Source organism: Brevundimonas sp. (assembly GCF_032055285.1).
Classification (GTDB): Bacteria; Pseudomonadota; Alphaproteobacteria; order Caulobacterales; family Caulobacteraceae; genus Brevundimonas.
Genome location: NZ_DAMBRE010000001.1, coordinates 766,824 through 791,306 on the forward strand (window position 1 = coordinate 766,824; position 24,483 = coordinate 791,306).

Sequence of the window (24,483 nt, forward strand, 5' to 3'; positions counted from 1 at the left end):
CGCACGCCCTCCCCGTCATCCCGGAAAGCGCGCAGCGCTTATCCGGGACCGCAGGAAGCGTCGGCGCCTTGGGCGGTCCCGGCTCTCCGCTGCGCTGCGGCCGGGATGACGCGATAAGGTTAGGACCGCGCTCAAGCAGCGAGGCCCCGCGGGCCGAGCGATAGCGCCCGAAGAAGCCCTACCTGCTCCTGAACACCCGCGACGCCGCATAGCCCGTCAGGGCCGCCAGGATGACGCACAGCACGCCGTAGGACCAGGGTCGCCGATGGGCGAACTCATAGATGTCGCGCTCCAGCCCGACCTTCTCGACCGTCAGGGTCAGGTTGGACACCGAGACGGGCGCCCCTTCCTGAAACAGCCAGACCTCGGCGTAGTACTTGCCGGTCGGGGCCACGGTCGGCAGCTCGACCTCGGCGCGGAACAGGCCCTTGTCGACGAACTGCACGCCGTCGGGATCGGTGTTGTAGAGGGCCGCCGCCTCCTTCAGCCGGATCACGGCGCGGCGCCAATCGAGATAGTTCTCGCCCAGTCGACTGACCACCACGTCGCGCACGCCGTAGCGGGTGACCGTGCGGCTTTCCTGCGGGGCGTCGATGCGCAGGTGATCGACGCCGACGCCCAGACGGCGCAGTTGGCCGAAGTCCGCCACGTCCGACAGCGGCCGGGTCGAGGCGGTCATGTAGAAGCCGGGCGCACCCTCGAACAGGACCGGGCGGCTGTTCAGCCAGACGCCCATGTTGCGGGTCTTCTTGACCAGACGCACCGGGGCGTCGGGACCGCGCACCACCACCACCACGTCGGCGGGAACGTCGCTCGGATTGAAGACCGCGCCATAGAGGACGATGGAGGCGCCGCGGAAGCTGGAGTCGACCTTCACCTGGGCGTCGGTCAGGGCGGCGGCGACCCGCACCTCGCCCTCGGTGGCGACCGAGCGCTCGATCGTTCCGGGCGGCGCGGGCGCGATGACGGGCGCGGGTTCGGGCGGCAGGGCCTGGAACATCAGTCCGAGACCCCCGGCGCCAGCAGGAAGAGGTCGCTGGGCCGCACGAACAGCTCCAGCCCCATCTGGATGCCGACCAGCAGGACGATCAGGCCGAGCGCCGCCCGCATCTCCTCGGCCCGGAAGCGGCCCGACAGCCGCGCCCCGAACTGGGCCCCCACGACCCCGCCCAGCAGCAGGATGGTCGACAGGACGATGTCCACCGTCTGATTGCGTCCAGCCTGCAGGATGGTGGTGATGGCCGTGGTGATGATGATCTGGAACAGGCTGGTGCCGACCACGACATTAGCCCGCATGCGCAACACATAGAGCATGGCGGGGACCAGGATGAAGCCGCCCCCCACCCCCATGATGGCCGACAGGACGCCCGCGAAGACGCCGAGGCCAAACGGCGGAATGGCGCTGATATAGAGACCCGAGCGGGGGAAGCGCATGCGGAACGGCAGGCCGTACAGCCACATGGGACGACGGCGCTCTTTCCGTGGCGGGGTCTCGCCGCGCACCCGGTGCAGGATCTGGGTCAGGCTTTCGTACAGCATCATGCTGCCGATGGCGCCGAGGAAGACCAGGTAGGAAACGGCCACCACCAGATCGGCCTGGCCCAGCAGGCGCAGGTAGCGGAACAGCTCGACCCCCGCGAGGGCGCCCAGGGCTCCGCCCACAGCCATGATGCCGCCGATGCGATAGTCGACCGCCTTCATGCCCGAATAGCGGATGACGCCCGAGGTCGAGGAGGCCACGACGTGGCTGGCCTGGCTGGCGACGGCCACGGTCGGGGGAATGCCCATGAAGACGAGGACGGGCGCCATCAGGAAGCCGCCGCCGATGCCGAACAGGCCCGAGACAAAGCCCACCAGCGCGCCCAGCAGAACCAGGAACGGCCAGTTCACCGAAACCTCGGCGATCGGCAGGTAAATATCCACGGCACGCGCCTTCGGCTGGAAGGGAACGCAGAACAGCGCCGGAGAGGCGACTAGGCTTCTGGTCTTAGCGAGGGCCGCGGCGAACCGCCACCCCCCGCCTCTTCGACGCCCGGCTAGGCGACCGGATCGACCGTAAAGGCGTCGGCGGCCTCACGCGCGACACGGCGCGTCTCGGCCGGGGTCAGGGGCGTCAGCCGCTGCACCGCCGCCAAGGCCTGCTGGTCGCCCCGACGGGCCGCGATCATGTACCACTTGAAGGCTTCGGTCGCATTGGGGGCCACGCCCTCGTCGCCCTTCTCGTACAGACGGGCGACATTGTACTGACTGTCGACGCGGCCCGCCTCAGCAGCCTTCTTGAGCCAGGTCAGGGCCTCGGCGCGATTCCGCGCACCGCCTTCGCCGTCGTACAACTGCATGGCGTAGTAATGCATGGCCCGGGCCTCACCGCCCTCGGCCGCGCGCCGCGCCCAGGTGCGAGCTTCGACCGGATCGGGGGCCAGACCAGCGCCGCCTTCCTGATAGAGGCCCGCCAGACGCATCTGCGCTGGGCCATAGCCCAAGGTCGCCGCGCGCTTCAAAGGCTCCAGGCCGCTGTCGTCGCCGTTGTCGATCAGTTGCACGCCGCGAGCGTATAGGGCCGCGCCTTCGGTCGCCGCTACATCAGGAGAGGGGACAGCCTCGGTCGGCGTGGCGTCGAGGGCCACAGCGGCGATCGGCGCCTCGGGGGTTCCCGCCGGGGCTACGCCGCCCGTCAGGGTCGCCATGTCGGGCAGGATCAGGCCAGAGCCTTCGGCCAGTTGCAGTGAGGCGTAACCGCCGCCCATGACCAGGGCCGCGACCGCAGAAGCCCCCAGGGCCTTGCGCATGGTCGAACCTTCGCGCCCCGCCTGCTTGTCCAGGCGTTCCTGCAGCTTGGACTTGCCGCCACGCTTCAGGCCGAAGCCCTTGCGCGGCGCTTCGTCAGCGTCGGACATGGCCGCGCGTGCAGCGTCCAGGGTGTCACGCGTCGACGCCCGGCCCGCAGCGGCGCCGGCTCTCAGCGCCGTCGGATCGATGAAATCGACATCCGCCGAGAAACCGGTCTCGTCATCGTCCTCGGGTCCGTCGACCAGCAGGGGCAGACCGCCGAACTTCTCATCCTCGACGCCGCCCAGAACATCGCGGACATCGGCGCCGCCGAAGTCGTCGGCGCCCGTCCCGGCGAACAGCGAATCCGCCAGGCCGGGCTCGTCGCGCAACTGGGCCGAGACCGCCCCGAAACGCGCCCCCTCAGAGGTTGAGCCGAACAGGGCGCTGGGCGCCGCCTCGGCCCGCGGCTCCGCAACCATAGCGCCAAGCTCGGCGTCAAGCGGATCGGCGAAGGCAGGTTCAGGGTCGCTGACCACCGGCGTCGGGAAGGGCGCGGCGTCCAGAACGCCGCCCAGGGTGTCCTCGGACCAGAGCGTTTCCGCAGGCTCGATCTCACGGTCGGCGAATGCGGCGGCGCGCCAGTCGCCGCTCGGACTCTCGGCCGGGCTCCACGGGGTCGGCTCGGGGCTCTCCAGCGGGGTCTCGCGGCGTCCAGCCCGCGTCCCGCGCTGTTCCATGCTCTCGCGGGCTTCGGCCAGGAGGCGCGCGGTGCGCTCCTCGCTCTGGCGCATGCGCTCGCCCAGTTCGCCCGAGGCCCGCTCATGGCGCTGCTCGATCTTGTCGGCGTTTTCGGACAGGCGACGGCCGATGTCGTCCAGGGCCTGGGCCGAACGGCGCTCGGATTGGGCGATACGTTCGCTGAGGCGGTCCGAAATGCGGGTGATCTCGCCGCCCAGACGCTCCAGCGCCAGGGCGTGCTGATCGTCGGAGCGGGTGATGCGCTGGTCCACAGCCTGGACGTGCCGCTGCATCTCGCGATCGAGCTTCTCGGTCAGTTCGCGCCCCAGGGCCTCGACCTGCTCCGTCGCCCCGCCGGTTTCGGCCTTCTCCACCCGGGTGTTCAGGTTCTGGGCGATGCGCAGGACCTCGCGGCCCATGGCCTCGACCGCGTCGGCCGAGCGTTGCTCGGCGGCGCGGGTCTGGTCGCCGACGGCGGCCAGGGCGCGTTCGATACGATCGACACGACCTTCGGTCTCAGCCACGTCGAGGCGACGCAGCATTTCGACGCGGCTGCCTTCGACCTGACGCGTCAGGGTCTCGGCCAGCTTCTCGAAGCGGGCGGCCTCGCGAGCATGCTCAGGTTCGATCCGGCTCTCGGCGTCGCGCAACCGCTGATCCAGAGCAGCGAACGAGCGCTCCAGCCCCTTGAGGGCTTCGGAGGTGCGATCCTGGGCCTCGTCCAGACGGGCGCCGACCTGGGCCAGGACCTCCGTGCCGGGACCGGGACCGGCGGCCTTCTCGACCGCCTCCATGCGCGCGCGCAGGTCGCCGATGGTGGTGCGCTGACGCTCGTCGAGATCGAACAGGCGGCTGGAGACGGCGCCGAGGGCGGCGTCCAGCTTGGCCAGGCCCTCGTCGGTCCTGGGACCGACTTCCTGCTCGAAGCGACGCAGGCGCTTGTGGCCTTCGCGAAGTCCATCGGCGATGTCGTCGATGCGGCGCGCATAGCCCAGCCCGATCTCGTCCTGCTTCTCTAGACGACGCACCAGACCGGCCACGGCCTGATCAATGCCCTGAATGGCGATGGTCGAGCGACGTTCGGCCGCTTCCAACCGACCGGCGATGATTTCCAGCGAGGCGCCGACGCGCAAGCCGTCGTCCTCGGCGCCATAGACGTCGTCCAGCCGGCGCGAGCGGCTGCGGCGGTCATAGGGATCGGGGATGGGCGTGCGGCGCGGCAGGGGCGTGACGCCCTCGTCCTCGTCCGGATCGTCCATGATCATGGAATTGAGCCACTCGCCCAGCGTCATGCCGGAGCGACGCGCAAGGTCCTTGGCGATCTCGCGAGCCTTGGGGTCGATGCCCTTTACGCTCCACGGCGCTGCTGCGCTCACTGATTCGCCTCCCGAGTCTTTGTGGGACGCTACCGCTCCAGATCAAGCGTGTAAACGTGTCGTTAACCGCAATATCTGGCGCCCAAGGCGACAGAATCACCGGCAGCGCTTGAACGCGGTCAGGCGCTTTTCACGCCAGCATGGTTAACGTCGCGTTTAGATTCGCCTTCTCGCAGATTTCCGTCTTGCGAAGCGGCGCCGCAGACGCCAACTGCCCTCGCCATGACCCCTTCGCTGACCCTGACCCTGCTGGCCGCCGCGATCGCCGTCGCCGTCTTTTCCGGCTGGCGCGGGGCGCGGCCGCCGGACCTGACGAAGGGGCCGCGCATGATGCCGTGGCGGTTCATCATGCTGGTGGCGGGCGCGCTCAGCTTCCTGCTGCTGATCCACCTGGCCACGGTGCTGAGCGGCCGCACCTTCCCGACGCCCTATTAAGACGGGGCCCGCGCCACCTCGCCGCGCACGGGAAGAAAGCCCTCAAGCAGCCTCGCCCCGCGGGCGAGGCGTTAGGGCCCCTTCTTCAAGGAAAGGCGAGTTTCACTCGCCTGAGAAACACCAGGCCAGCACCGCCTTCTGGGCGTGGATGCGGTTCTCGGCCTCGTCCCAGATCAAGGATTGCGGGCCGTCGATGACGGCATCCGTCACCTCTTCGCCGCGGTGGGCCGGCAGGCAGTGCAGGAAGACGGCGTCGGCGTTGGCCCGCTCCATCAGGGCCTCGTCGACGGTATAGGGCTCGAAGGCGGCCAGGCGCGCCTCGTAGTCCTGATCCCCCATGGACACCCAGGTGTCGGTGACGACCACGTCGGCGCCGACCACGGCCTCGCGCGGGTCCGAGGTGAGGTGGACATGAGCCCCGCCCTTTTCCAGATCGCGCAGGTCGGGGTGGTACTCGGCCGGGCAGGCGACGTTCAGGCGGAAGCCGAACTTGGGCGCCGCGTGCATGAAGCTGTGGCAGACGTTGTTGCCGTCGCCGACCCAGGCGATCGTCTTGCCTTCGACCGGACCCATGTGCTCCTCGATCGTCAGCAGGTCGGCCAGGATCTGGCACGGGTGACTGCGGTCGGTCAGGCCGTTGACCACGGGCACGCTCGAGACGCGGGCGAAACGCTCGACGTCCTCGTGATTGTTGGCGCGGATCATCACCGCGTCGACCATGCGCGACAGGACCCTGGCTGTGTCCTCGACCGGCTCACCGCGCCCCAGTTGCATGTCCGAGGCGGTGGCGATGATGGCCGAGCCGCCCAGCTGGCGGATGGCCGCATCGAAGCTGAAGCGGGTGCGCGTCGAGTTCTTCTCGAAGATCATGGCCAGGACACGCTCCTTGCCCGGCGCATCGGCGTCGGGACGGCCCTGGGGCCAGCCCTTGCGCGCCCGCTTGCGGGCATGGGCGTCGTCCAGGATGGCGCGCAGGTCGGCGGCGTCCAGCCGGTGAATGTCGAGGAAATGACGGACCATGACAGAGCCTCTCCCTCCCCGCTCCGGGGAGGGTGGTCCCGCAGGGACCGGGTGGGGGCGGCCTTGCGGAAACCTGGAATGAAGGGACATCGTCCCCACCCGACCTCGCCCTGAAGGGCTCGGCCACCCTCCCCATGAAGGGGAGGGAGAAAGCACTTACGCCGTCAGCTTCGCCCGGGCGAACTCGCAGGCCGTTTCGAACTTCTCGACGGCCTCGCGGGCCTCTTCGAGGGTGATGTTCAGCGGCGGCAGGATGCGGACCAGGTTGTCGCCGCCGCCGGCGACCAGCAGCTTGGCTTCATCACGGGCCCAGCCCATGAATTCGCGGTTGTTGGGGACCAGCTTGACGCCCACCAGCAGACCCTTGCCGCGCACCTCGACGATCACGTCGGGGAAGCGCTCGGCCAGGCCATGCAGTTGCTGCTTCAGATAGCCGGCCACTTCGTTGACGTTGGCGATGATCGCGTCCGACGACACCTCGGCGAAGGCGGCCTGCCCGACCGCCATGGCCAGGGGGTTGCCGCCGAAGGTCGAGCCGTGGGCGCCGACCGTCATGCCCTTGGCCGCTTCCGCCGTCGCCAGGCAGGCGCCGATGGGGAAGCCGCCGCCGAGAGCCTTGGCGATGGCCATGATGTCCGGGGTCATGCCCGCCCATTCATGGGCCCACAGCTTGCCGGTCCGGCCCATGCCGCACTGGACCTCGTCGAAGATGATCAGGACGCCGTACTGGTCGGCCATGTCGCGCATCCAGCGCAGGTCGGCGTCCGGCGTGGCGCGGCAGCCGCCCTCGCCCTGCACCGGCTCCAGAATGATGGCCGCCGTGGTCGGGTTTTCAAAGGCGGCCGTCAGGGCTTCCTTGTCACCCCAGGTCAGTTGATGGAAGCCTTCCATCTTGGGACCGAAGCCCTCGGTGTAGCTGGGGTTAGCGGCGGCGTTGATCGCGCCATAGGTGCGGCCGTGGAACGAGCCGTCGAAGCCGTAGATGTCGATGCGTTCCGGCTGGCCGTTAGCCGAGTGGAACTTGCGCGCCGTCTTCAGGGCGCACTCGACCGCCTCGGTGCCCGAGTTGGTGAAGAAGACCACGTCGGCGAACGACTTTTCGCACAGAGCGTCAGCCAGGGCGTCCTGGCCCGGAATCTTGAAGATGTTGGAGACGTGCCACAGCTTCTCCGCCTGATCCTTGACCGCTTGCACCAGCTTGGGGTGGGCGTGGCCCAGGGCGTTGGTCGAGATGCCCGAGACGCAGTCCAGGTATTCGGTCCCGTCGGTCGACCATAGTCGGACGCCCTGGCCGCGCTCCACTTCCAGCGGCGCGCGATTGTAGACACCCATCAGATGACCGGACACAGGCAGACTCCATAAAGCGAGACGGCCCCGACGCATCAGCGACGGGACCGCTTCAAAAAGGGTGAGGGACTTGTCGGGCGCTATTTGCCCTTAGTCAACACCGTCAGATCGTATGCCTCGGCATAACCGACGACCTCGCCCTCGACCTCAGCGCGATCGAAAATCCCAGTGTCGGCAGGCCGCTCCCGCAATGCCAGCAGATTCATGTCCTGACCATTGCGAGGCGACAAAGCGATCCATAGCCCGGAGAGTGGATGCCGCCCATCCGAGTGATAGAGCCCCACCCACGCGCCAGCGTGGCAGGGCAAAACCGACGCATCGAACTCGAAAGGCTCCGGCACGTCAAAAGCCTCCCCGCTTCTGGTCCACCAGCCCCATCCATAGATGGGCTGAACAGCCAACACAGTCATCGCGTCAGCGCAGTTGCGCGTCCAGCTTCTGGATCAGGGCGGCGTAGGTGGCGCCGGCCGTGGCGATGGTCGCGCCCTCGACGGCTTCAATGGCGTCATCCTTGGTGTGGATCACGCGGAAGACCTTGGGCGTGAAACCCTCGGCCAGCCCCTTGTCCTCGCCGCCGTTGAAGGCCAGCCACATCTGGTGGGCGCCGACTTCGTCCTGGAAGCCCAGCGACACCACCGGCGCGCCCGCCGCCGAGAAGGCGCGGTCATCCGACGGCGGATAGACGGGGAAGCCGACGCACTGCATGGCGCGCTCGGCGCACAGCTCCTGAACCGCGCGGGTGACGAAGGCCGACTGCGCCCCGTTGTTCTGGCCGTACATCATGGTGTCGCCATAGGCGGCGACGTCCGAGTTCACCACGGCGGCGACATTGGCGATGCCGTGCGCCTCGATCCACTTCCTGGCGCCAATCAGGCCCAACTCTTCCTGGTCGAAGAAGATGACGCGGACGCGGTGCGTCAGCGGCTTGTCCTTGAGGATCTTGGCGGCCTCGATCAGGGCCACCACTGACCCGGCGTTGTCGACCACGCCTTGCGACATGGTCCCGTCGCGCAGCTTGACCGCGTCATAGTGGGCGGTCAGCAGGATTTCCTTGGGACCATCCCCGATCGTCACGACGACGTTGGAGCCCTGCATCGGCCCGGCGCGGCCGCCGCCCTCGAAGGTCTCGACGGTCGGGGTAAAGCCGGCGGCGCGCAGCTGGCTGACCAGGACGTTCATCCGCTCGGCGTTCGACGGCTGGACGTAGGCGCCGACCTGGGCCTTCAAAGCCTCTGCGTCCTGCGCCAGCACGGGCGTGGACAGAAGCGCAGCGGCGGCGACGGCAGAAGCGAGAACGGAACGGAACAGCATGAAGGACCTCCCTGAGGCCCCTCTCCCCGGAGCCGATCCGCCCTGCCTAACGGCTCAGCTCTTCAGGCGCCAGCCCGAACGGAAGACCAGCCAGCAGGCCGCGCCCATCAGCACCGTCAGAACGGCGCTCATGACCACGCCGATCATCAGACTGCCCTCGGCGTGACCGATGAAGCCCGCCCGGAAGCCGTCGATCAGGTAGAAGAAGGGGTTGAAGCGGCTGATGCTCGCAAACGGCTCGGGCAGGCTGTCGATCAGGTAGAAGGTGCCCGACAGGAAGGTCATCGGCATGACCACGAAATTCTGCACCGCCGACAGGTGGTCGAACTTCTCGGACCACAGGCCCGCCAGCACGCCGGTCATCCCCATCAGCAGGGATGCGATCAGGCCGAACCAGACGATCAGCAGGACATTGGCCACGCCCAGCTTGGCGAAGGGCAGGACGCACAGGGCCGTCACCAGACCGACCGCCACCCCGCGCGTCGCCGCGCCGAGCGTAAAGCCGATGGTCAGCTCCAGCGGGCTGAGCGGCGGGGTCAGGAAGTCGGTGGCCGTGCCCATGATCTTGGCCTGGATCAGGCTGGACGAGGCGTTGGCGAAGGCGTTCTGAAGAACGGCCATCATGATCAGACCCGGGGCCACGAACTCGGCGAAGGGCGTGCCGTGCAAGGGCGGCCGCGCGCCCTTCAAGGCCACCACGAAGACCAGCATGTAGAGCAGGGTCGTCACCACCGGCGCCGCCACCGTCTGGGCGCCCACCTTCCAGAAACGGCGCACCTCGCGCAGGTAGAGGGTGCGCAGGCCGACCCAGTTGATCCCGTCGTAACGACGCGGCTGGGGCAGCCCGGAGGGGCGACCAGAACGGAGATGTGCAGCGAGATCGGTCTTCATAGGCGCCCAGATGCGCCCGCAAAGCTGGTTTCGCAAGGCGCCCGACGTTCGACGAGCGGACTTAAAACTGAGTCAAAACGGGACATTAACCACACTACATCTGGTTTCTGTGGACAGCCGAATTGCCACATCTTGCGTGTTTTAAGGCCTGCTTTACGATTAGTAGCAGGTCGAGGCGGGGAAATTCGTCGGCGACCCAAGATATTGAATCCGATCCCCGGGAGGGTGGCCATGACCGCAGCAAGCTGGACTGAAGACCGCGTCGGCGCGTTGAAGAAGCTCTGGCTGGAAGGCCAGTCGGCCAGCCAGATCGCCAAGACCCTCGGCGGCGGCGTGACCCGCAACGCCGTGATCGGCAAGGTGCACCGCCTGGGTCTGTCGGGCCGCGCCGCGCCGTCGCAACCGGCCCGCACCACCTTCCGCGCCGCTACCCGTCCGCGTCCGGCCGCCCCGGCCACTCCAGTCCAGGCCCCCTCGGCGCCCCGCCGCATCGAGGCCGCCGCCCCGCGTCCGGTCATGGTCGCCCAGCCGGTCGCGCCGGCCCCGACCCCGGAACTGCCGGGCACGGCCACGGTGCTGACCCTCGGCGCCCACATGTGCAAGTGGCCAATCGGCGACCCGTCGTCGCGCGAGTTCAGCTTCTGCGGTCGTCGCGCCTCGGAAGGCGTCTATTGCGGCGAACACGCCCGCGTCGCCTACCAGCCCCAGGTCCGCAAGGGCGCGTCCAAGGACGGCGCCACCGAACTGGCCCGCAGCCTGCGGCGTTATATCTAAGCGTTAAGGGCGCTATCGCTCGCGACGCGGTCGCTCGCTGCTTGAGCGCATCGCGTGACCGACCTTCTCCCGTCCGGTTCGCCGGACGGGAACAAGGCTGGGGCTGCGGTTCATCCGGGTTGACGCAGCCCTAACGCCCTCGCCTCTCGGCGGGGGTTTTTCTTTGGGCGCGACACTCCACCAGCCGTCATCCTCGGGCTTGACCCGAGGATCGGGTTGTCCGCCCGCTCGACGCTGGCGAGGACGAGGGAGCCCCTACGCCCGATCCTCGGGTCAAGCCCGAGGATGACGACGGCAACGGAGCGAAGCTAGTTCAGCACCCTTCGCGCGTCCGGCACGTCCAGGCTGAAGGCGGGAATGGCCGCCTCGAACATCCGCCCGTCGACATCGGTCATGTAGTAGGCGCCGACCATAGAACCGGACGAAGCGCACAGCGGACAGCCCGAGGCGTAGGAATAGCTGTCACCGGCCTCGATCACCGGCTGCTCGCCGACCACGCCCTGACCGCGCACTTCCTCCACATGTCCATAGGCGTCGGTGATGGTCCAGCGGCGCGCCACCAGCTGCACCGGCGATCCGGTCAGGTTGACGATTTCGATCTGATAGGCCCAGACCCAGCGCCCGCCCTCAGGGTCCGACTGGCCCGCCAGATAGGTGGGGCGGACGCGGACGACGACGCCTTCGGTTTCGGCGGTATAGGCAGGAGGCGCGTGCATAGGCTATATGCAGCCCGCCGACCTCGGGGTTCAACCCGTCTGGCGCTGCGGATGTCGCATTCCGAAGCGAGACAGATGGAAAAATCCGTGTGAGACAGGACGGCATGAGCATCTTCGAGATTCCCGCCCAGCCCGGCATTCTGCCCTTCCAGGGCATCGAGACCCTGATCGCCGTCGACGCGATCAAGTCCGACACCCCCTTCGACCACGACCAGGTGCAGCCCGCCAGCCTGGACCTGCGCCTTTCGAACCAGGCCTGGCGCGTGCGCGCCTCCTTCCTGCCCGGCCAGCGCAAGGTCGAGGACCGCATCAACGACGTGGAGATGCACGCCATCGACCTGTCGGGCGGCGTGGTTCTGGAAAAGGGCTGCGTCTACATCGCCCGGCTGCAGGAGCGTCTCAGCCTGCCCAAGGGCCTGAACGCCCGCGCCAACCCCAAGAGCTCGACCGGCCGCGTCGACGTCTTCGTGCGCCTGCTGACCGATCAGGGCGGCAGCTTCGACGACGTGGACGAGGGCTATGACGGCCCCCTCTATCTCGAGATCGCGCCCCAGACCTTCTCCATCCTGGTCAAGCCGGGCACCCGCCTGAACCAGCTGCGCCTCAAGGCCGGCGAGCCGCCGAAACTTGAGACCCGCAGCGTCGGCGTCGACCTGCGCGCAGGCGATCACGGCATCGTCGGCTTCCGCGGCCGTCGCCACGCCGGGGTGGTCAACATGGACCACATCGACGGCCACGACCCGCGCGACTTCTGGGAGCCTCTGACCCTGCGTCGCGGCGAACTGCTGCTGGATCCGGGCGAGTTCTACATCCTGGCCTCATCGGACGACGTCGAGATCCCGGTCGATCAGGCCGCCGAGATGACGCCGATCGACCCCTCGGTCGGCGAGTTCCGCGTCCACTACGCCGGTTTCTTCGACCCAGGCTTCGGCACGGACGAGGCCCATGGCGCCGGCTCCAAGGGCGTGCTGGAGGTTCGCACCCACGACACCCCCTTCCTGCTCGAACACGGCCAGATCGTCGCCCGCCTGGTCTATGAGCCCCTGACGGAACGCCCCACGCGCCTCTATGGCGAAGGCGGCAGCCACTATCAGAGCCAGGGCCTGAAGCTGTCGAAACACTTCCGCCCCTGGGGCTAATGCCCTTCTCCCCTTGAGGGAGAAGGTGGGCGCCGCAAGGCGCTCGGATGAGGGGTGTGAGCGCCGCGGTCGAAGGATCGCGGCGCTTTCCTTTTGTCTGACCGACAAGAAGCCTCGGCGCCGACACCCCTCATCCGTCATGCTGCGCATGACACCTTCTCCCTCAAGGGGAGAAGGACCTATTCCGCCAGCAAGGCGTCGATCAGCGCCTTCGCCTCCTCGCTGGCCCAATCGGCTTCGCCGGTCAGGACGGCGCGGACATGCCCCTGGCGATCCAGCAGGATGGTCTGGGGCATGGCCCCCTTGCCGGGAAACTCGAACGGCAGCTGGAACTTGGGGTCGGCGTAATAGGCCAGCGGCGGGTGCTCGGCGATGAAGGCGCGGGCCTCAGGCACGGCCTTGTCCACGTCCATGCTGATGGTGACGACGGCGAGGTCGTCGCGATCCTTGTAGTGTTCGGCCAGAGCCGCCAGGGTCGGCATCTCGATCTTGCAGGGCGCGCACCAGGTGGCCCACAGGTTGACCACCGCCACACGGCCCTTGAAGTCATTGAAGCGGACATCGCGGCCCTCGGCGTCCTTGAAGACATAGTCGGGCGCGGGCGTCGGGGCTGGCGTCAACAGCTTCGACAGCGAGCCTTTCGCATGGACGGACAGGGCCGATGGCGCGGACTCTTTGCCCCCGCCGTCGCGATTGGCGTATAGCATCGCCGCGCCGCCGATTACGACGGCCAGCGCCAGCACTGTCGCCACGCCCGCCAAAGTCTGTTTAGAGCCGCTCATGTCCGACACGCCTTCCAACACCCCTCAAGGTCAGTCTCTATGGGGCGGACGCTTCAGCGCCAAGCCCGCCGACATCATGCAGGCCATCAACGTCTCCATCGGCGTCGATAAACGCCTGTGGGCGCAGGACCTGGCCGGGTCGCGGGCGCATTGCCGCATGCTGGCCCAACAGGGCATCATCCAGCAGGCCGACGCCGAGGCCATCCTCGGCGGGCTGGACGTCATCGAGGGCGAGATCAGCGGCGGAACCTTCCCCTTCCGCGACGCCTATGAAGACATCCACATGAACGTCGAGGCCCGCCTGTCGGAGCTGATCGGCGAGCCGTCGGGGCGTCTGCACACGGCGCGTAGCCGCAATGACCAGGTGGCGACGGACTTCCGCCTGTGGGTGCGCGACGCCTGCGACCGCACCGTGGCGCAGCTGAAGGACCTGCAGGCCGCCCTGCTGGACCGGGCGGAACAGCACGCGGGCGACCTGATGCCGGGCTTCACCCATCTGCAGACGGCCCAGCCGGTCACCTTCGGCCATCACCTGATGGCCTATGTCGAGATGTTCGGCCGCGACGCCAGCCGCTTTGCCGACGCCCGCGCCCGCATGAACGAGAACCCGCTGGGCGCCGCGGCCCTGGCCGGTTCGCCCTTCCCCATCGACCGCCACATGACGGCGTCGGCCCTCGGCTTCGACCGGCCGATGGCCAACAGCCTGGACGCCGTATCGGATCGCGACTTCGCGCTGGAAAGCCTGGCCGCCGCCTCGATCGCGGCGGGCCACCTGTCGCGCCTGGCCGAGGAGATCGTCGTCTGGATGACGCCGATGTTCGGCTTCGCCTCCCTGCCCGACGACCTGACCACCGGCTCGTCCATCATGCCGCAGAAGCGCAACCCCGACGCCGCCGAGCTGGTGCGCGCCAAGACGGGCCGCATCAACGGCGCCCTGATCGCTCTGACCACGGTGATGAAGGGCCTGCCGCTGGCCTATTCCAAGGACATGCAGGAGGACAAGCCGCCGGTGTTCGAAGCCTTCGACGCGCTCGATCTGGCCCTGACCGCCATGACCGCCATGGTCGCCGCCATCATCCCCAATACGCCGCGCATGGCCGCCGCCGCCGGTGCCGGTTTCTCGACCGCCACCGACCTGGCCGACTGGCTGGTGCGCGAACTGAACCTGCCCTTCCGCAAGGCGCACCATGTCACCGGCGCGGCCGTCAAACGGGCCGAGGCGCTCGGCGTCGGTCTGGGCGATCTGCCGCTGGAAGAATTGCAAGCTCTGGATTCCGGCATCACCAAAGCCGTGTATGAAGTCCTGACGCCCGAAGCCTCCTGCGCCAGCCGCCAGAGCTTCGGCGGGACGGCGCCGGAACAGGTCCGCGCCCGGATCGCTGACTGGAGAAGCCGCCTGTGAAAAAGACCCTGACCCTCGCGGGCGCCGCCGCCCTTCTGCTGGCCGCTGGTTTGGCGGGCTGCGGCCGCATGGCCGATCTGGAGGCGCCCGGCGCCGTTCAGACCGAGCGAGCCCCCCGCGACAAGAACGCCAAGTCCTTGCCCGATCCGGCGACGATCAATACGTCGCCGCGTCAGAATCCCATCGACAGCGGCGCTTCGGACCCGTTCGGCAAGCCGCCGACGCCCTGATCGGCTCCCTCTCTCCAGACCGGACTCCCCGCCGTGCATTATTTCGATCTCAAGGACGGCGTTCTGCACGCCGAGGGCGTCTCGCTGGAGACGCTGGCGGCGGAGGTCGGCACCCCGACCTATGTCTATTCCTCAGCCACGCTGCGCCGTCACTACGGCCTGCTGCGCGACGCCTGCGACGCGCACAAGGATGCGCTGGGCGAGGCCCTGATCGCCTTTGCGGTCAAGGCCAACTCCAACCTGTCGGTGCTGGCGACCCTGGCCCAGCTGGGCTGCGGCGCCGACACCGTGTCGGAGGGCGAGATCCGGCGCGCCCTCGCGGCAGGCGTTCCGAGCGAGCGCATCATCTTCTCGGGCGTGGGCAAGACCGACGCCGAGCTGGCCTTCGCCATCGACGTCGGCGTGCGCCAGATCAATGTCGAGTCCTCGGCGGAACTGGAGCGGCTGATCGTCGTCGCGGCCAAAAAATCCGCTTCTCCGGCCATCGCCATCCGGGTCAATCCCAAGATCGGCGCCGGCGGGCACGCCAAGATCACCACCGGCGGCGCGGGCGACAAGTTCGGCGTCCCGGTCGAGGAAGCCCTGGCCCTCTACGCCCGCGCCTCAAGCTCGCCCCACGTCACGCCCGTGGGCCTGGCCTGCCATATCGGCAGCCAGATCACCGATCTGACCCCGCTGGAAAACGCCTTCCGTGTCCTGCGCGAGATGACCGAGACCCTGCGCGCCGACGGCCTCAGCGTCACCCGCCTCGACCTCGGCGGAGGTCTGGGCGTGCCCTACTACGGCGACGCCGAAACCGCCTCTCCGGCCGACTATGCAGCCATGGCCGCACGCGTGCTGGACGGCCTGAACGTCGAGGCGGCGTTCGAGCCGGGTCGCCTGATGGCCGCCAATGCCGGCGTGCTGCTGAGCCGGGTCATCCAGGTCAACGAGCGCACCGACGGTCGCCGCTTCCTGGTGCTGGACGCGGCGATGAACGACCTGATGCGTCCCGCCCTCTACGACGCCTTCCATGACCTGAAGCCGGTGCGGCCGCGCGCGGGCGAGATGCGCCCCTATGACGTGGTCGGCCCCGTCTGTGAGACCGGCGACACCTTCGCCCGCGACCGCGACCTGCCCCCGCTCGAAGCCGGCGATCTGGTCGTCTTCATGAGCGCGGGGGCCTACGGGGCCGTCATGAGCGGGGAGTACAACACCCGCCCCCTGGCCGCCGAGGTCCTGGTCGACGGCGAGCGCCAGGCGGTCATCCGCCCGCGCCCGACCTATGAGCAGATGTTCGCGCGCGAACCGATGGCGGACTGGCTTTAGGGCCTAGTCCAAGGCGCAGATGTCCGGCAGGCCGCGCATCCCGCCCCTGTGGTCCAGTCCGTAGCCGACGAGGAAGCGGTTGGGGGCCTCCCAGCCGACGAAGTCGGGTTCGGGCGCGCGGGGCTTGGGCCAGGGCTTGCGGGCGAAGACGCAGGTCAGGACTTCGGACGCCCCGGCCTCCTTGGTGATCCGCACCGCCTCGGCCAGCGACAGGCCGGTGTCGAAGACGTCGTCGAGGATCAGGACGCGCTTGCCCGCGATGGGCCGCTGGTAGGGGGCATAGACGTCGATCTTGCCGCGGCTGGTCGTTTCGTCGCCGTAGGAGGCCAGCCACAGGGCGTCGAAGCGAACATTGCGGCCTTCGCGCGACAGGGCGCGGGTCAGGTCGGCCCCGAACCACAGTCCGCCTGTCAGCAGGACGGCGGCCACCGTCTCGTCGTCGATGACGGGGGCGATGCGTCGCGCGAGGTCAGCGACGATCGCCTCGATCTCGGCTTGCGGCAGAAGAACAGTCGGGGCGGGCGTCGGGTCGTGATCAGCCATGACCGGCGGATACCCCCTAGGCGGGGCGGCTGTCGAGAGGCTGGGCGTCGACGGGCGCCAGATCATAGGCGGTGGCGCGGCGCAGCCCCTCCTCCGGGGCGGGGGGCGGAACGCGACGCGCCGGACGGGCGGCGGCCTGTTCGATGCGCGGAGCGGCCGGCGCCTTCGCCTGCCTTTTCCGGGTCTCAAGCACGAAGTCGAAGCCTGCGCTGACGACCTTGCGTTCAGGGTCCGGCACGACCACGGCGAAGCCTTGAACCTTGCCCGGCAGGACCGGCGCAGTCTCAAGACGCACGATCCGATGCCCCACCTCCACGCCTGCCGCATCGACCAGAGCCACCCGCACCGGCGGCGCCACCACCTCGTTGTCGCGGATATTGCGCAGAGCGCCCGAGACGATGACCTTGCCAGGATCATAGGGAGCCAGGCGGATGCCGACGGCCTCGAACTCCAGCCCGGCCAGATTCACCGGGGCGCCGACGAGCTTGTAGGCGGCCGCGGCCTGGGGCCAGGCCTGAACGATCGACAGTCGGAAGACGACTGCGGCGACGATCAGGGCCAGAACGATCGCCGCCAGGGCGGCCCAGGCGGCGCCTTGCGTCGCCGCACGCCGCATTCGCCGCTGCTGCTCGGCCTTGGCGCGGAAGGCGCGCGGCAGTTCGGGGGCCGGGGTCTCGGCCAGGCTTTCCGGCGCATCCTCACGTTTGCCGAAACCGCCTTCCACCGTCGCCGGCGTCTCAGCGGCGGACAGTTCCAAGGGCTCGTCTTCGAGGGTCGCGCGCCAGTCGTGGCCGCAGGACCTGCAGCGTACGCGACGGCCGTTCGAGCCGATGGCTTCATCGGGAACAAAATAGCTGGTGGCGCAGGCGGGGCAGGTCAGTATCATGTCAGCTGACTGCGAGGCTCGACGCCCCCTCCTGTCGAGGCGCCCGCAACGCCCCGGTCCAATACGAAACCTGAATGCCAAACTCGACCCGACGCGCCGCCGACCCTGATTCCGCGCCCGACACCGTCCGCCTTCGGGGCGTGGGTTTCGGTTATGCGGACAGGCCCGACGTCCTGCGCGACGTTAACCTTAGTTTGCCGCAGGGCTCTTTCCACTTTCTTACCGGACCGTCCGGCGCGGGAAAGTCTTCGCTTTTACGTCTGCTGACCCTGGCCGAACGGCCGCAGACGGGGCGAATCAGCCTGTTCGGACGCGAGGTCACCGACCTGCCGCGCGGCGGCGTGCCCGCTTTTCGACGGCGAATGGGGGTCGTGTTTCAGGATTTCCGCCTGCTGGATCACCTGACCGCCTTTGAAAACGCCGCCCTGCCGTTGACCCTGGCGGGGGGCAAGACGGCGGACCAGGCCGCCGATGTGGCCGAGATGCTGCGCTGGGTCGGCCTGGGCGAACGCATGAACGCCCTGCCGCCCGCCCTTTCCGGCGGCGAGAAACAACGCCTGGCCATCGCCCGCGCCGTCATCACCCGCCCGCGCCTGATCCTTGCCGACGAGCCGACCGGCAGCGTCGACCGCGCCATGGGCGAGAAGTTGATGCGGCTGTTCCAGTCGTTGAACAAGCTGGGGGCCACCGTCCTGATCGCCAGTCACGACGAGGCCCTGGCCGAGCGGGTCGGCGCATCCATGCTGCGGCTGGAGAATGGCCATTTGAGCCAGATCGCGCCGGCAGGAGAGACCGCATGATCCGCGCCCTGTTCCGAGGCGGCCCCGCCCTGCTGTCGCGTGAGGCGGGGGGCGAGCGCTGGCTGATGGTGGTGGTCGCCGTCCTGTGCTTCCTGGCCTCCATCACCGCCGTCGGGGCTCTGGCCGCCGACCGCGCGGCCCATGGCTGGGCGCATCAACTACGTGGCGAGGCCACGGTTCAGGTCCGCCCGCGCGTGGATGAAACCGGCCCGACCGCCGCCGCCCGCGCCGCCGAAACCCTGGCCGGGGTCAAGGGCGTGGCCGAGGCCGAGGCCATGGACCGCAAGGCGGCCGAAAGCCTGCTGCGCCCCTGGGTCGGCGAGGCGGCCCTGCCTGACCTGCCCCTGCCCTATCTGGTCACGGTGCGCCTGGACCCGCAGGCCCCCGCCAGCGCGCCGACGCTGAGCCGCGCCCTGGCCGAGGCCGGGCTGGACGCCAGCGTCGACGACCACAGCCTGTGGCGCGGCGAGGTCGAGCGCTCCGCGGGAGCCATCACGGCCCTGGCGGGCGCCGCCTTCCTGCTGATCGCAGCAGCGACGGCTGCCGTCATCGCCTACGCCACCCGCGCGGGCATGGCGGCGCAGGCGAGCGTGATCGAGACCCTGAGCCTGAACGGCGCATCCGACGGCTATATCGCCGGCCTGTTCCAGCGACGCTTCGGCGGGCTGGCGGCCCAGGCCGGGACCATGGGGGCGGGCGTAGCCGCCCTCCTGCTAGGCCTGCTGCGCCTGATCGGCGGCGAGGGCGGGCTGACCCCAGCCCTGCCTCTGGCCTTCAGCGACCTGTTGATTCTGATCGCCTGTCCGATCCTGGCCTTCGGCGTCGCATTGTTGGCCGCCCGCTTCACGGCTCTGGCGAAGCTGGGCGCGCGTGGCTAGTTAAGCATCATGAAGTTCCTGACGCTGATCGCCGTGGTGGCGCTGATGTGGCTGGTGGGGCTGTTCGCCTTCGCCGAGCGCGTGCGCGGCCTGACGCCGGCGCCCGAGCCGGCGCGCGCCGACGCCATCGTCGCCCTGACCGGCCCCTCGGCCGAGCGCGTCAACGCCGCCATCCGCCTTCTGGAAATGGACAAGGGCCGCCGGGTTCTGATCTCGGGCGTCAACCGCGAAGTGCGCCGCAAGGAACTGCGCGCCCTGACGCCGGGCTCCAGCAAGCTGTTCAACTGCTGCGTCGACCTGGGTTTCGAGGCGGAGAACACCGTCGGCAACGCCCAGGAGATCGCCGCCTGGGCCAAGTCCAAGCATTATGACAGCCTGATCGTCGTCACCTCCGACTATCACATGCCGCGCAGCCTGCTGGAGATCCGGGGCGCCGCCCCTGGGGTCGAGTTGACCCCTTACGCCGTCTCGACGCCGTCCCTGGACAATTCCGGTTGGTGGCGCGCCGCCGTCACCGCCCGGCGGATGACGCTGGAATACATGAAATACCTGGCCGTGCTGGGCCGCGAGGGGATGCACCGTATCCGGGGCCATCATCCGGAACGATCGGCGCCCCAGACCCAGACCGAGGCCGCCTGACGCCATGACCACCATCCGCTCGCTGACCTTTGTCCTGTGGCTCTATCTGTCGATGGTCATCTTCGCCGTCGGCCTGTCGCCTGCCCTGCTGATGCCGCACGGCGTCGCCATGGGCGTCATCAAGGCCTGGTCCAGGTTCGTCCTGTTCGGCTTGCGCTGGATCGCCGGGGTCAAGGTCGAGGTGCGCGGACTGGAGCACCGCCCGACCGGCGCCGCCCTGCTGGCCTGCAAGCATCAGGGCATGTTGGACGTCATCGCCCCCTTCGCCTTTCTCGACGACGCCTGCTTCATCATGAAGAAGGAACTGATGCCACTGCCCTTCTTCGGCTGGTTCGCCTGGAAGACCAAGATGATCGCCGTGGACCGCTCGGCCCATTCCAAGGCCTTGAAGGACATGGTCCGCCAAGCCCGCGCCCGCCACGCCGAAGGCCGTCAGATCCTGATCTTCCCCGAGGGCACGCGCAGCGAGATCGGCGCCGTCCCCGATTACAAGCCTGGCATCGCGGCTCTCTATCGCGATCTGGACAGCCCTTGCTGGCCCATCGCCACCAACTCGGGCGTGCACTGGCCCGCGCACGGTTTCAAACGCTATCCGGGCGCCATCATCTTTGAGTTTCTGCCCCCCATCCCGGCCGGTCTGAAACGCGCCGAGTTCATGGCCGAACTGGAAAGCCGCATCGAAACCGCCTCCACCGCCTTGCTGGCGCCCAAAACCTAGGCTGTTGCATCCGGCAACCGGGCCTCCCCGCCCGGCGATCGTCTGGATGCCTCATGAAACTGCACGCCCTCGCCGTCGCGACCGCCCTGTTCGCCCTGCCCGCCGCCTCCGTTCTGGCCCAGGCCCAGCCCTATGAGCAGGTCGAGGCCCCGACGACATGGAAGGTCGACATCGGCGGCGGCGTCGTGCGCGGCTTCAGCGCCACCGGCGCCAAGAGCGATCAGTTCAACGTCACCGCCTGGGGGTCCGCCTCCTATCGCGACGTGGTTTACGCCAATGGTCTGGACGGCCTGGGCTGGAACGCGATCAAGCGCGACGGTTTCCATGCAGGGGCGCAACTGCGCCCGCGTTTCGCCGCGGGCGACATCGAGGGCTCGACGCTGGACCGGCCTGACCTGGGCGCCGACGCCGCCCTCTACGCCTACAAGCGCCTGCCGGGGAATGTGGTGGTCGGGGGACGGGTCCAGCACGACGTCACAGGCGATGATGCGGGCATGGAGGTCATGGCCTCGGTCGGCCATCAGCGCGTGACGCGGGTCGGTCTGTTGCAGGTCATGGCCTATGGCCGCGCCTTCGACGACGCGCGGGCCAAGCGCTACTTCGGCATCGCCCCCGAGGCCGTTCCGGGCAGCGGCTTCAGCGCCTATGAGCCGTCCGGCGGCGCGGCGGGGGCCGGGGCCGCCGCCCTGCTGGCCATCCCGATCGGCGACCGCTTCGGCATGGGCGCCTTCGTCAACTACGAACAGCGCCTGGGCGACATCAAGGACAGCCCCCTGCTGACGGACGACCACGTCTGGCGCGCGGGCCTGATCGGGGTCGTCCGTTTCAACAGCGGCCAGTAGGCCCGATCAGCTGGCGGCGAACTCGCTGAGGGCGTCGATCACGGCGCGGTTCTGGTCTTCCGTGCCAATGGTGACGCGCAGGCAGTCGGGCAGGCCGTAACCGCCGACCGGACGCACGATGATGCCCTTGGAGTTCAGATAGTCGCTGGCGGCGGCGGCGTTGCGCTTTTCGTCGGCGAAGCGGATCAGGATGAAGTTGCCCGCCGAGGGGAAGACCTCGAAGCCGAAGCCGCGGATGGCCTGGGTCATGCGCGGACGCCAGTCCAGCACCAGATCGCGCGAGGCCTTTTGGTGCGCCTCGTCCGACAGGGCGGCGGTGGCGGCGTCGAGGCCCGGCACCGAGACGTTGAACGGCAGGCGGATGCGGTCCACCGCCTGCTCGATGGCCAGGGGGGCGTAGCCGAAGCCGATGCGCAGGCCGCCCAGGCCGTGAATCTTGGAGAAGGTGCGGGTGACGACGATGTTCGACGCCTCGCGAGCCAGGTCGAAGGCGGTCTCCCACTCCGGCTCGACCACGAACTCGGCATAGGCCTCGTCCACCACCAGGATGACATGCGACGGCAGGGCGGCGTGCAGGCGGCGGATTTCCTCGCCCGAGTTCCAGCTGCCGGTCGGGTTGGACGGGTTGGAGACGTAGACGATCTTGGTCCGCTCATCGACCTGTTCGAGGATGGCCTCGACCTCGGCCTTCATGCTCGGCTCGGGCGCCAGCTTGACCTCGGCGCTGCAGGCCTTGGCCGAAATGCGGTAGGCCAGGAAGCCGTACTGGCCGGTGACGATGTTGTCGCCGGGCTGCAGATAGGTCTGGTTCAGCAGGGCGAAGACCTCGTCCGAGCCGTTGCCGAAGATCAGGCGCTCAGGCTCCAGGCCGTGATGGGCGGCCACGGCTTCGCGCAGCTTGGTCGCGCGGCCGTCGGGATAGACGTGGATGTTCTTGAGGGCGGCGGCATAGGCCTCGCGCGCCTTCTCGCCGGCGCCCAGGGCGTTCTCGTTCGACGACAGCTTCATCGGCTCGGCGAAGCCGGCGATGGCGCCTTTGCCGCCGACATAGGGGGCGATATCGAGGATGCCGGGCTTGGGGGCGGGCGCGGTTTTGGTCGCGTCGGTCATGGGCGTCATCCTCGAAGTCTATGGTCAGTAAACGGGGGCGGCGCCGATGACGCCGCTCATCTGGCCGGGGGCGTCGGTCAGCCGCCCGTCCTCGGCCTGCACATAGCCTGTCAGGACGAACAGCTTCAAGCCGCCGCCCGTCGCCAGGGATCCGGCGATCAGGCCCGCCTCGCCCAGGGCCGCGACGATGCGAGCGTCGGACGCGGTGCTGTCCGTGACCCAGAAGGTGCGGTCGTCGCCGGTCGGGCCGGGGGCCTCGGTCGAGACCAGAAGGGCGCGGGGCGTCCCGGCGGCGTCATCCGGCAGGGCGGCGATGACCTTGAGCATGGGCAGGGCCAAAAGCTTGCCCCACCAGGGCCGGGCGCCGAGGTCGATCAGGGCGCGACCGCCCTGGCGTGCGGTCAGGAGCGCCTGTTCCGGCTCGGCGACGGGGCGGCCGATCAGGCCCCAGCGGTCGGCGGCGAGGGCCTGCGACAGCGGCCCGCAGGTCGAGAGCGCCGGACCCGTTTCGGCCTCGATCCGGCCGAGGACGGCGCGCAGAGCGGGGCGCTCAGACGCCGGAACGTCGCGCAACAGCTCACGCAGGGCGATGGCGTCGGCGTCGGCGGACCCCCGCGCCCCGGCGGCCAGACGCGCCCGCGCCGCTGCGATCAGGGCGCGGTCCAGGGTCAGACGTTCCGCGTCCTCGGGCGGTTCGACCAGCATCAGAACAGCTGGGGCGCCGGGGCCAGGGCGAAGGGGCCCAGATAGGTGCGCCCGCCCTTGAAGTTCAGCACCAGATCGACCGCCTGGCCCTGCTCGCCCGTCCCGCCCTGCGGCGTGGCGGCGGCGGCGCGGGCGGCGGCGGCGCGATCCAGCGCCCCGCCCTGCTGAGCGCCGGCCAGACCGACGATGGCGGCCAGCGGCTTCTCGGCGCGCAGGAAGACCTCGCCTTCCAGACGTCCCTTGTCGTCCGCCGACAGAGCGGGGCTGGACAGGAAGGTGCGGCTTTCGCCCGCCTCCAACTGGCCCTTCATATCCACAAAACGCCCGCCGGCGGCGGTCCAGGCCGACAGCAGGCCCTTCGCGTCGGCGCCCTTCAGGGCGCCCGCCTTCTCGATCACGGCCTCCACCTGGGCGTTCAGCTTGCCGGACTGGGTCAGGCCCTCGACCGGCCCGTTGGGGCGGCCCTCGCCGTCGACCAGACGGAACAGGACATCCACGTCATCCGTCGGCGCGTTCGATCCCGCCACGTGCGGCCGCATGTAGAACTGGACCAGACCCGCCTTCGACAGCGGGAAGGGCTCGGCGTCCGGCAAGGCGGTGAAGACCGGCTTGGTCAGCTCGACGGCCACGTTGGGCCAGCGCTGGGTCAGGCCATGTATGCTCATGCGAATAGCCTCGGCCCGGACCGCCGTCTTGCCCTTGGCGCCGCGCGTCATGACCAGGCCGTCCGGCGCGGCGATGACCCATTTGGTCGGGTTATAGGCATTGGCCTCGGCCACGATCTCGGGCGCGGCGACGGCATGGCCCGAAGGGGCGACGACATCGACATGCTTCATCGCCACCCGCGCCCGCAGGGGCCAGCCGGTCGTGGTCAGCCCTGCGTGCTTCACGGTCCAGCCCGACTGCTCCAGCCGGGCTATGCGGCCTTCCAGCTTCTTCTCGATCTGCTGGGTCAGGACAAACCACCAACCGGTCCACAGGGCCAGGCCGACGAAGACGATGGCGAAGGGAATGATCAGCCCCTTGCGGCTGTGGCGGACAGGTTCGGCGTGGGCGTCGGTCATGGGCGCGGTTTAGCAGGCCGCGCGTCTGCTGACACGCCCTGTCAGCAGGAACGAGCC

The 24,483-nt window shown here is 68.9% G+C and carries 26 protein-coding genes; 11 read left to right on the forward strand and 15 right to left on the reverse strand.

Annotation, left to right across the window (positions count from 1 at the left end):
- Positions 1–178: 178 nt before the first annotated feature.
- The 3 genes from RTY13_RS03865 to RTY13_RS03875 all read right to left on the reverse strand — a co-directional run bounded on the left by RTY13_RS03865 (position 179) and on the right by RTY13_RS03875 (position 4,886).
- Positions 179–1,000 (reverse strand): TIGR02186 family protein, encoded by an 822-nt coding sequence (locus RTY13_RS03865; RefSeq protein WP_312781252.1) that lies wholly within the window; start codon positions 998–1,000, stop codon positions 179–181.
- Positions 1,000–1,923 (reverse strand): sulfite exporter TauE/SafE family protein, encoded by a 924-nt coding sequence (locus RTY13_RS03870; RefSeq protein WP_312781254.1) that lies wholly within the window; start codon positions 1,921–1,923, stop codon positions 1,000–1,002. The genes RTY13_RS03865 and RTY13_RS03870 overlap by 1 nt, the downstream gene beginning before the upstream one ends.
- Before the next feature lie 113 nt (positions 1,924–2,036).
- Positions 2,037–4,886 (reverse strand): hypothetical protein, encoded by a 2,850-nt coding sequence (locus RTY13_RS03875; protein ID WP_312781256.1) that lies wholly within the window; start codon positions 4,884–4,886, stop codon positions 2,037–2,039.
- Positions 4,887–5,108: 222 nt separating this feature from the next.
- On the opposite strand from RTY13_RS03875, the gene RTY13_RS03880 reads away from it, so the two are divergent.
- Positions 5,109–5,321, forward strand: coding sequence for a hypothetical protein (locus RTY13_RS03880; RefSeq protein ID WP_312781258.1), 213 nt, complete (start codon positions 5,109–5,111; stop codon positions 5,319–5,321).
- Between the two features lie 102 nt (positions 5,322–5,423).
- On the opposite strand, the gene argF is transcribed toward RTY13_RS03880, so the two are convergent.
- From argF to RTY13_RS03905, 5 genes are all read right to left on the reverse strand, one after another.
- Positions 5,424–6,341 carry an ornithine carbamoyltransferase gene (gene argF / locus RTY13_RS03885; RefSeq protein WP_312781260.1) on the reverse strand — a complete coding sequence of 306 codons (918 nt, stop codon included), beginning with the start codon at positions 6,339–6,341 and terminating at the stop codon, positions 5,424–5,426.
- Between the two features lie 156 nt (positions 6,342–6,497).
- A complete protein-coding gene (locus RTY13_RS03890) occupies positions 6,498–7,673 on the reverse strand; it encodes an aspartate aminotransferase family protein (protein WP_312781786.1) in 1,176 nt (391 codons plus the stop codon).
- A 95-nt stretch (positions 7,674–7,768) separates the two neighbouring features.
- Positions 7,769–8,089 (reverse strand): hypothetical protein, encoded by a 321-nt coding sequence (locus RTY13_RS03895; RefSeq protein WP_312781262.1) that lies wholly within the window; start codon positions 8,087–8,089, stop codon positions 7,769–7,771.
- Positions 8,090–8,102: 13 nt separating this feature from the next.
- Positions 8,103–8,999: a M20/M25/M40 family metallo-hydrolase gene (locus RTY13_RS03900; RefSeq protein WP_312781264.1), complete on the reverse strand. Its 897-nt coding sequence runs from the start codon at positions 8,997–8,999 to the stop codon at positions 8,103–8,105.
- A gap of 54 nt (positions 9,000–9,053) precedes the next feature.
- Positions 9,054–9,890, reverse strand: coding sequence for an ABC transporter permease (locus RTY13_RS03905; protein ID WP_312781266.1), 837 nt, complete (start codon positions 9,888–9,890; stop codon positions 9,054–9,056).
- Positions 9,891–10,121: 231 nt separating this feature from the next.
- Here RTY13_RS03905 and RTY13_RS03910 point away from each other — a divergent pair, with 231 nt between their 5' ends.
- Positions 10,122–10,664 carry a GcrA family cell cycle regulator gene (locus RTY13_RS03910; RefSeq protein ID WP_312781268.1) on the forward strand — a complete coding sequence of 181 codons (543 nt, stop codon included), beginning with the start codon at positions 10,122–10,124 and terminating at the stop codon, positions 10,662–10,664.
- A gap of 308 nt (positions 10,665–10,972) precedes the next feature.
- On the opposite strand, the gene apaG is transcribed toward RTY13_RS03910, so the two are convergent.
- Positions 10,973–11,380, reverse strand: a complete 408-nt coding sequence (apaG, locus tag RTY13_RS03915; protein ID WP_312781270.1) for a Co2+/Mg2+ efflux protein ApaG — start codon at positions 11,378–11,380, stop codon at positions 10,973–10,975.
- Positions 11,381–11,484: 104 nt separating this feature from the next.
- On the opposite strand from apaG, the gene RTY13_RS03920 reads away from it, so the two are divergent.
- A complete protein-coding gene (locus tag RTY13_RS03920) occupies positions 11,485–12,519 on the forward strand; it encodes a 2'-deoxycytidine 5'-triphosphate deaminase (protein WP_312781272.1) in 1,035 nt (344 codons plus the stop codon).
- Positions 12,520–12,698: 179 nt separating this feature from the next.
- Here the strand turns inward: RTY13_RS03920 and RTY13_RS03925 are convergent, their stop codons facing one another.
- A complete protein-coding gene (locus RTY13_RS03925) occupies positions 12,699–13,301 on the reverse strand; it encodes a TlpA disulfide reductase family protein (RefSeq protein WP_312781274.1) in 603 nt (200 codons plus the stop codon).
- On the opposite strand from RTY13_RS03925, the gene argH reads away from it, so the two are divergent.
- Genes argH through lysA form a run of 3 tightly spaced genes read left to right on the forward strand, consistent with a single transcriptional unit; the run spans position 13,300 to position 16,241 of the window.
- Complete coding sequence (argH, locus tag RTY13_RS03930) at positions 13,300–14,703, forward strand: argininosuccinate lyase (RefSeq protein ID WP_312781276.1); 1,404 nt, start codon at positions 13,300–13,302, stop codon at positions 14,701–14,703. The genes RTY13_RS03925 and argH overlap by 2 nt on opposite strands.
- Positions 14,700–14,933 carry a hypothetical protein gene (locus RTY13_RS03935; protein WP_312781277.1) on the forward strand — a complete coding sequence of 78 codons (234 nt, stop codon included), beginning with the start codon at positions 14,700–14,702 and terminating at the stop codon, positions 14,931–14,933. Before argH ends, RTY13_RS03935 begins: the two co-directional genes overlap by 4 nt.
- Positions 14,934–14,966: 33 nt before the next feature.
- Complete coding sequence (gene lysA / locus RTY13_RS03940; RefSeq protein ID WP_312781278.1) at positions 14,967–16,241, forward strand: diaminopimelate decarboxylase; 1,275 nt, start codon at positions 14,967–14,969, stop codon at positions 16,239–16,241.
- A 3-nt stretch (positions 16,242–16,244) separates the two neighbouring features.
- Here the strand turns inward: lysA and RTY13_RS03945 are convergent, their stop codons facing one another.
- Entirely contained in the window at positions 16,245–16,784 is a 540-nt protein-coding gene (locus tag RTY13_RS03945) for a phosphoribosyltransferase (RefSeq protein ID WP_312781280.1), read from the reverse strand.
- Positions 16,785–16,800: 16 nt separating this feature from the next.
- The gene (locus RTY13_RS03950; protein ID WP_312781282.1) at positions 16,801–17,670 is read right to left on the reverse strand and encodes a DUF3426 domain-containing protein; all 870 of its coding nucleotides are present in this window, start codon (positions 17,668–17,670) and stop codon (positions 16,801–16,803) included.
- Positions 17,671–17,744: 74 nt separating this feature from the next.
- Here RTY13_RS03950 and RTY13_RS03955 point away from each other — a divergent pair, with 74 nt between their 5' ends.
- Genes RTY13_RS03955 through RTY13_RS03975 form a run of 5 tightly spaced genes read left to right on the forward strand, consistent with a single transcriptional unit; the run spans position 17,745 to position 21,547 of the window.
- Positions 17,745–18,470, forward strand: a complete 726-nt coding sequence (locus RTY13_RS03955; protein WP_312781284.1) for an ATP-binding cassette domain-containing protein — start codon at positions 17,745–17,747, stop codon at positions 18,468–18,470.
- Positions 18,467–19,348 (forward strand): ABC transporter permease, encoded by an 882-nt coding sequence (locus RTY13_RS03960; protein WP_312781286.1) that lies wholly within the window; start codon positions 18,467–18,469, stop codon positions 19,346–19,348. The genes RTY13_RS03955 and RTY13_RS03960 overlap by 4 nt, the downstream gene beginning before the upstream one ends.
- 9 nt (positions 19,349–19,357) lie before the next feature.
- Positions 19,358–19,987: a YdcF family protein gene (locus RTY13_RS03965; protein WP_312781288.1), complete on the forward strand. Its 630-nt coding sequence runs from the start codon at positions 19,358–19,360 to the stop codon at positions 19,985–19,987.
- Between the two features lie 4 nt (positions 19,988–19,991).
- Positions 19,992–20,705, forward strand: a complete 714-nt coding sequence (locus RTY13_RS03970) for a lysophospholipid acyltransferase family protein (RefSeq protein ID WP_312781290.1) — start codon at positions 19,992–19,994, stop codon at positions 20,703–20,705.
- Positions 20,706–20,758: 53 nt separating this feature from the next.
- Complete coding sequence (locus RTY13_RS03975; RefSeq protein ID WP_312781291.1) at positions 20,759–21,547, forward strand: MipA/OmpV family protein; 789 nt, start codon at positions 20,759–20,761, stop codon at positions 21,545–21,547.
- 6 nt (positions 21,548–21,553) lie between these two features.
- Here RTY13_RS03975 and hisC read toward each other — a convergent pair whose 3' ends face one another.
- The 3 genes from hisC to RTY13_RS03990 are packed head-to-tail and all read right to left on the reverse strand — an operon-like array spanning position 21,554 to position 24,426.
- Complete coding sequence (hisC, locus tag RTY13_RS03980; protein WP_312781292.1) at positions 21,554–22,657, reverse strand: histidinol-phosphate transaminase; 1,104 nt, start codon at positions 22,655–22,657, stop codon at positions 21,554–21,556.
- A gap of 24 nt (positions 22,658–22,681) precedes the next feature.
- A complete protein-coding gene (locus tag RTY13_RS03985; RefSeq protein ID WP_312781293.1) occupies positions 22,682–23,362 on the reverse strand; it encodes a hypothetical protein in 681 nt (226 codons plus the stop codon).
- Positions 23,362–24,426, reverse strand: coding sequence for a DUF2125 domain-containing protein (locus tag RTY13_RS03990; RefSeq protein WP_312781294.1), 1,065 nt, complete (start codon positions 24,424–24,426; stop codon positions 23,362–23,364). The genes RTY13_RS03985 and RTY13_RS03990 overlap by 1 nt, the downstream gene beginning before the upstream one ends.
- Between the last annotated feature and the right edge of the window lie 57 nt (positions 24,427–24,483).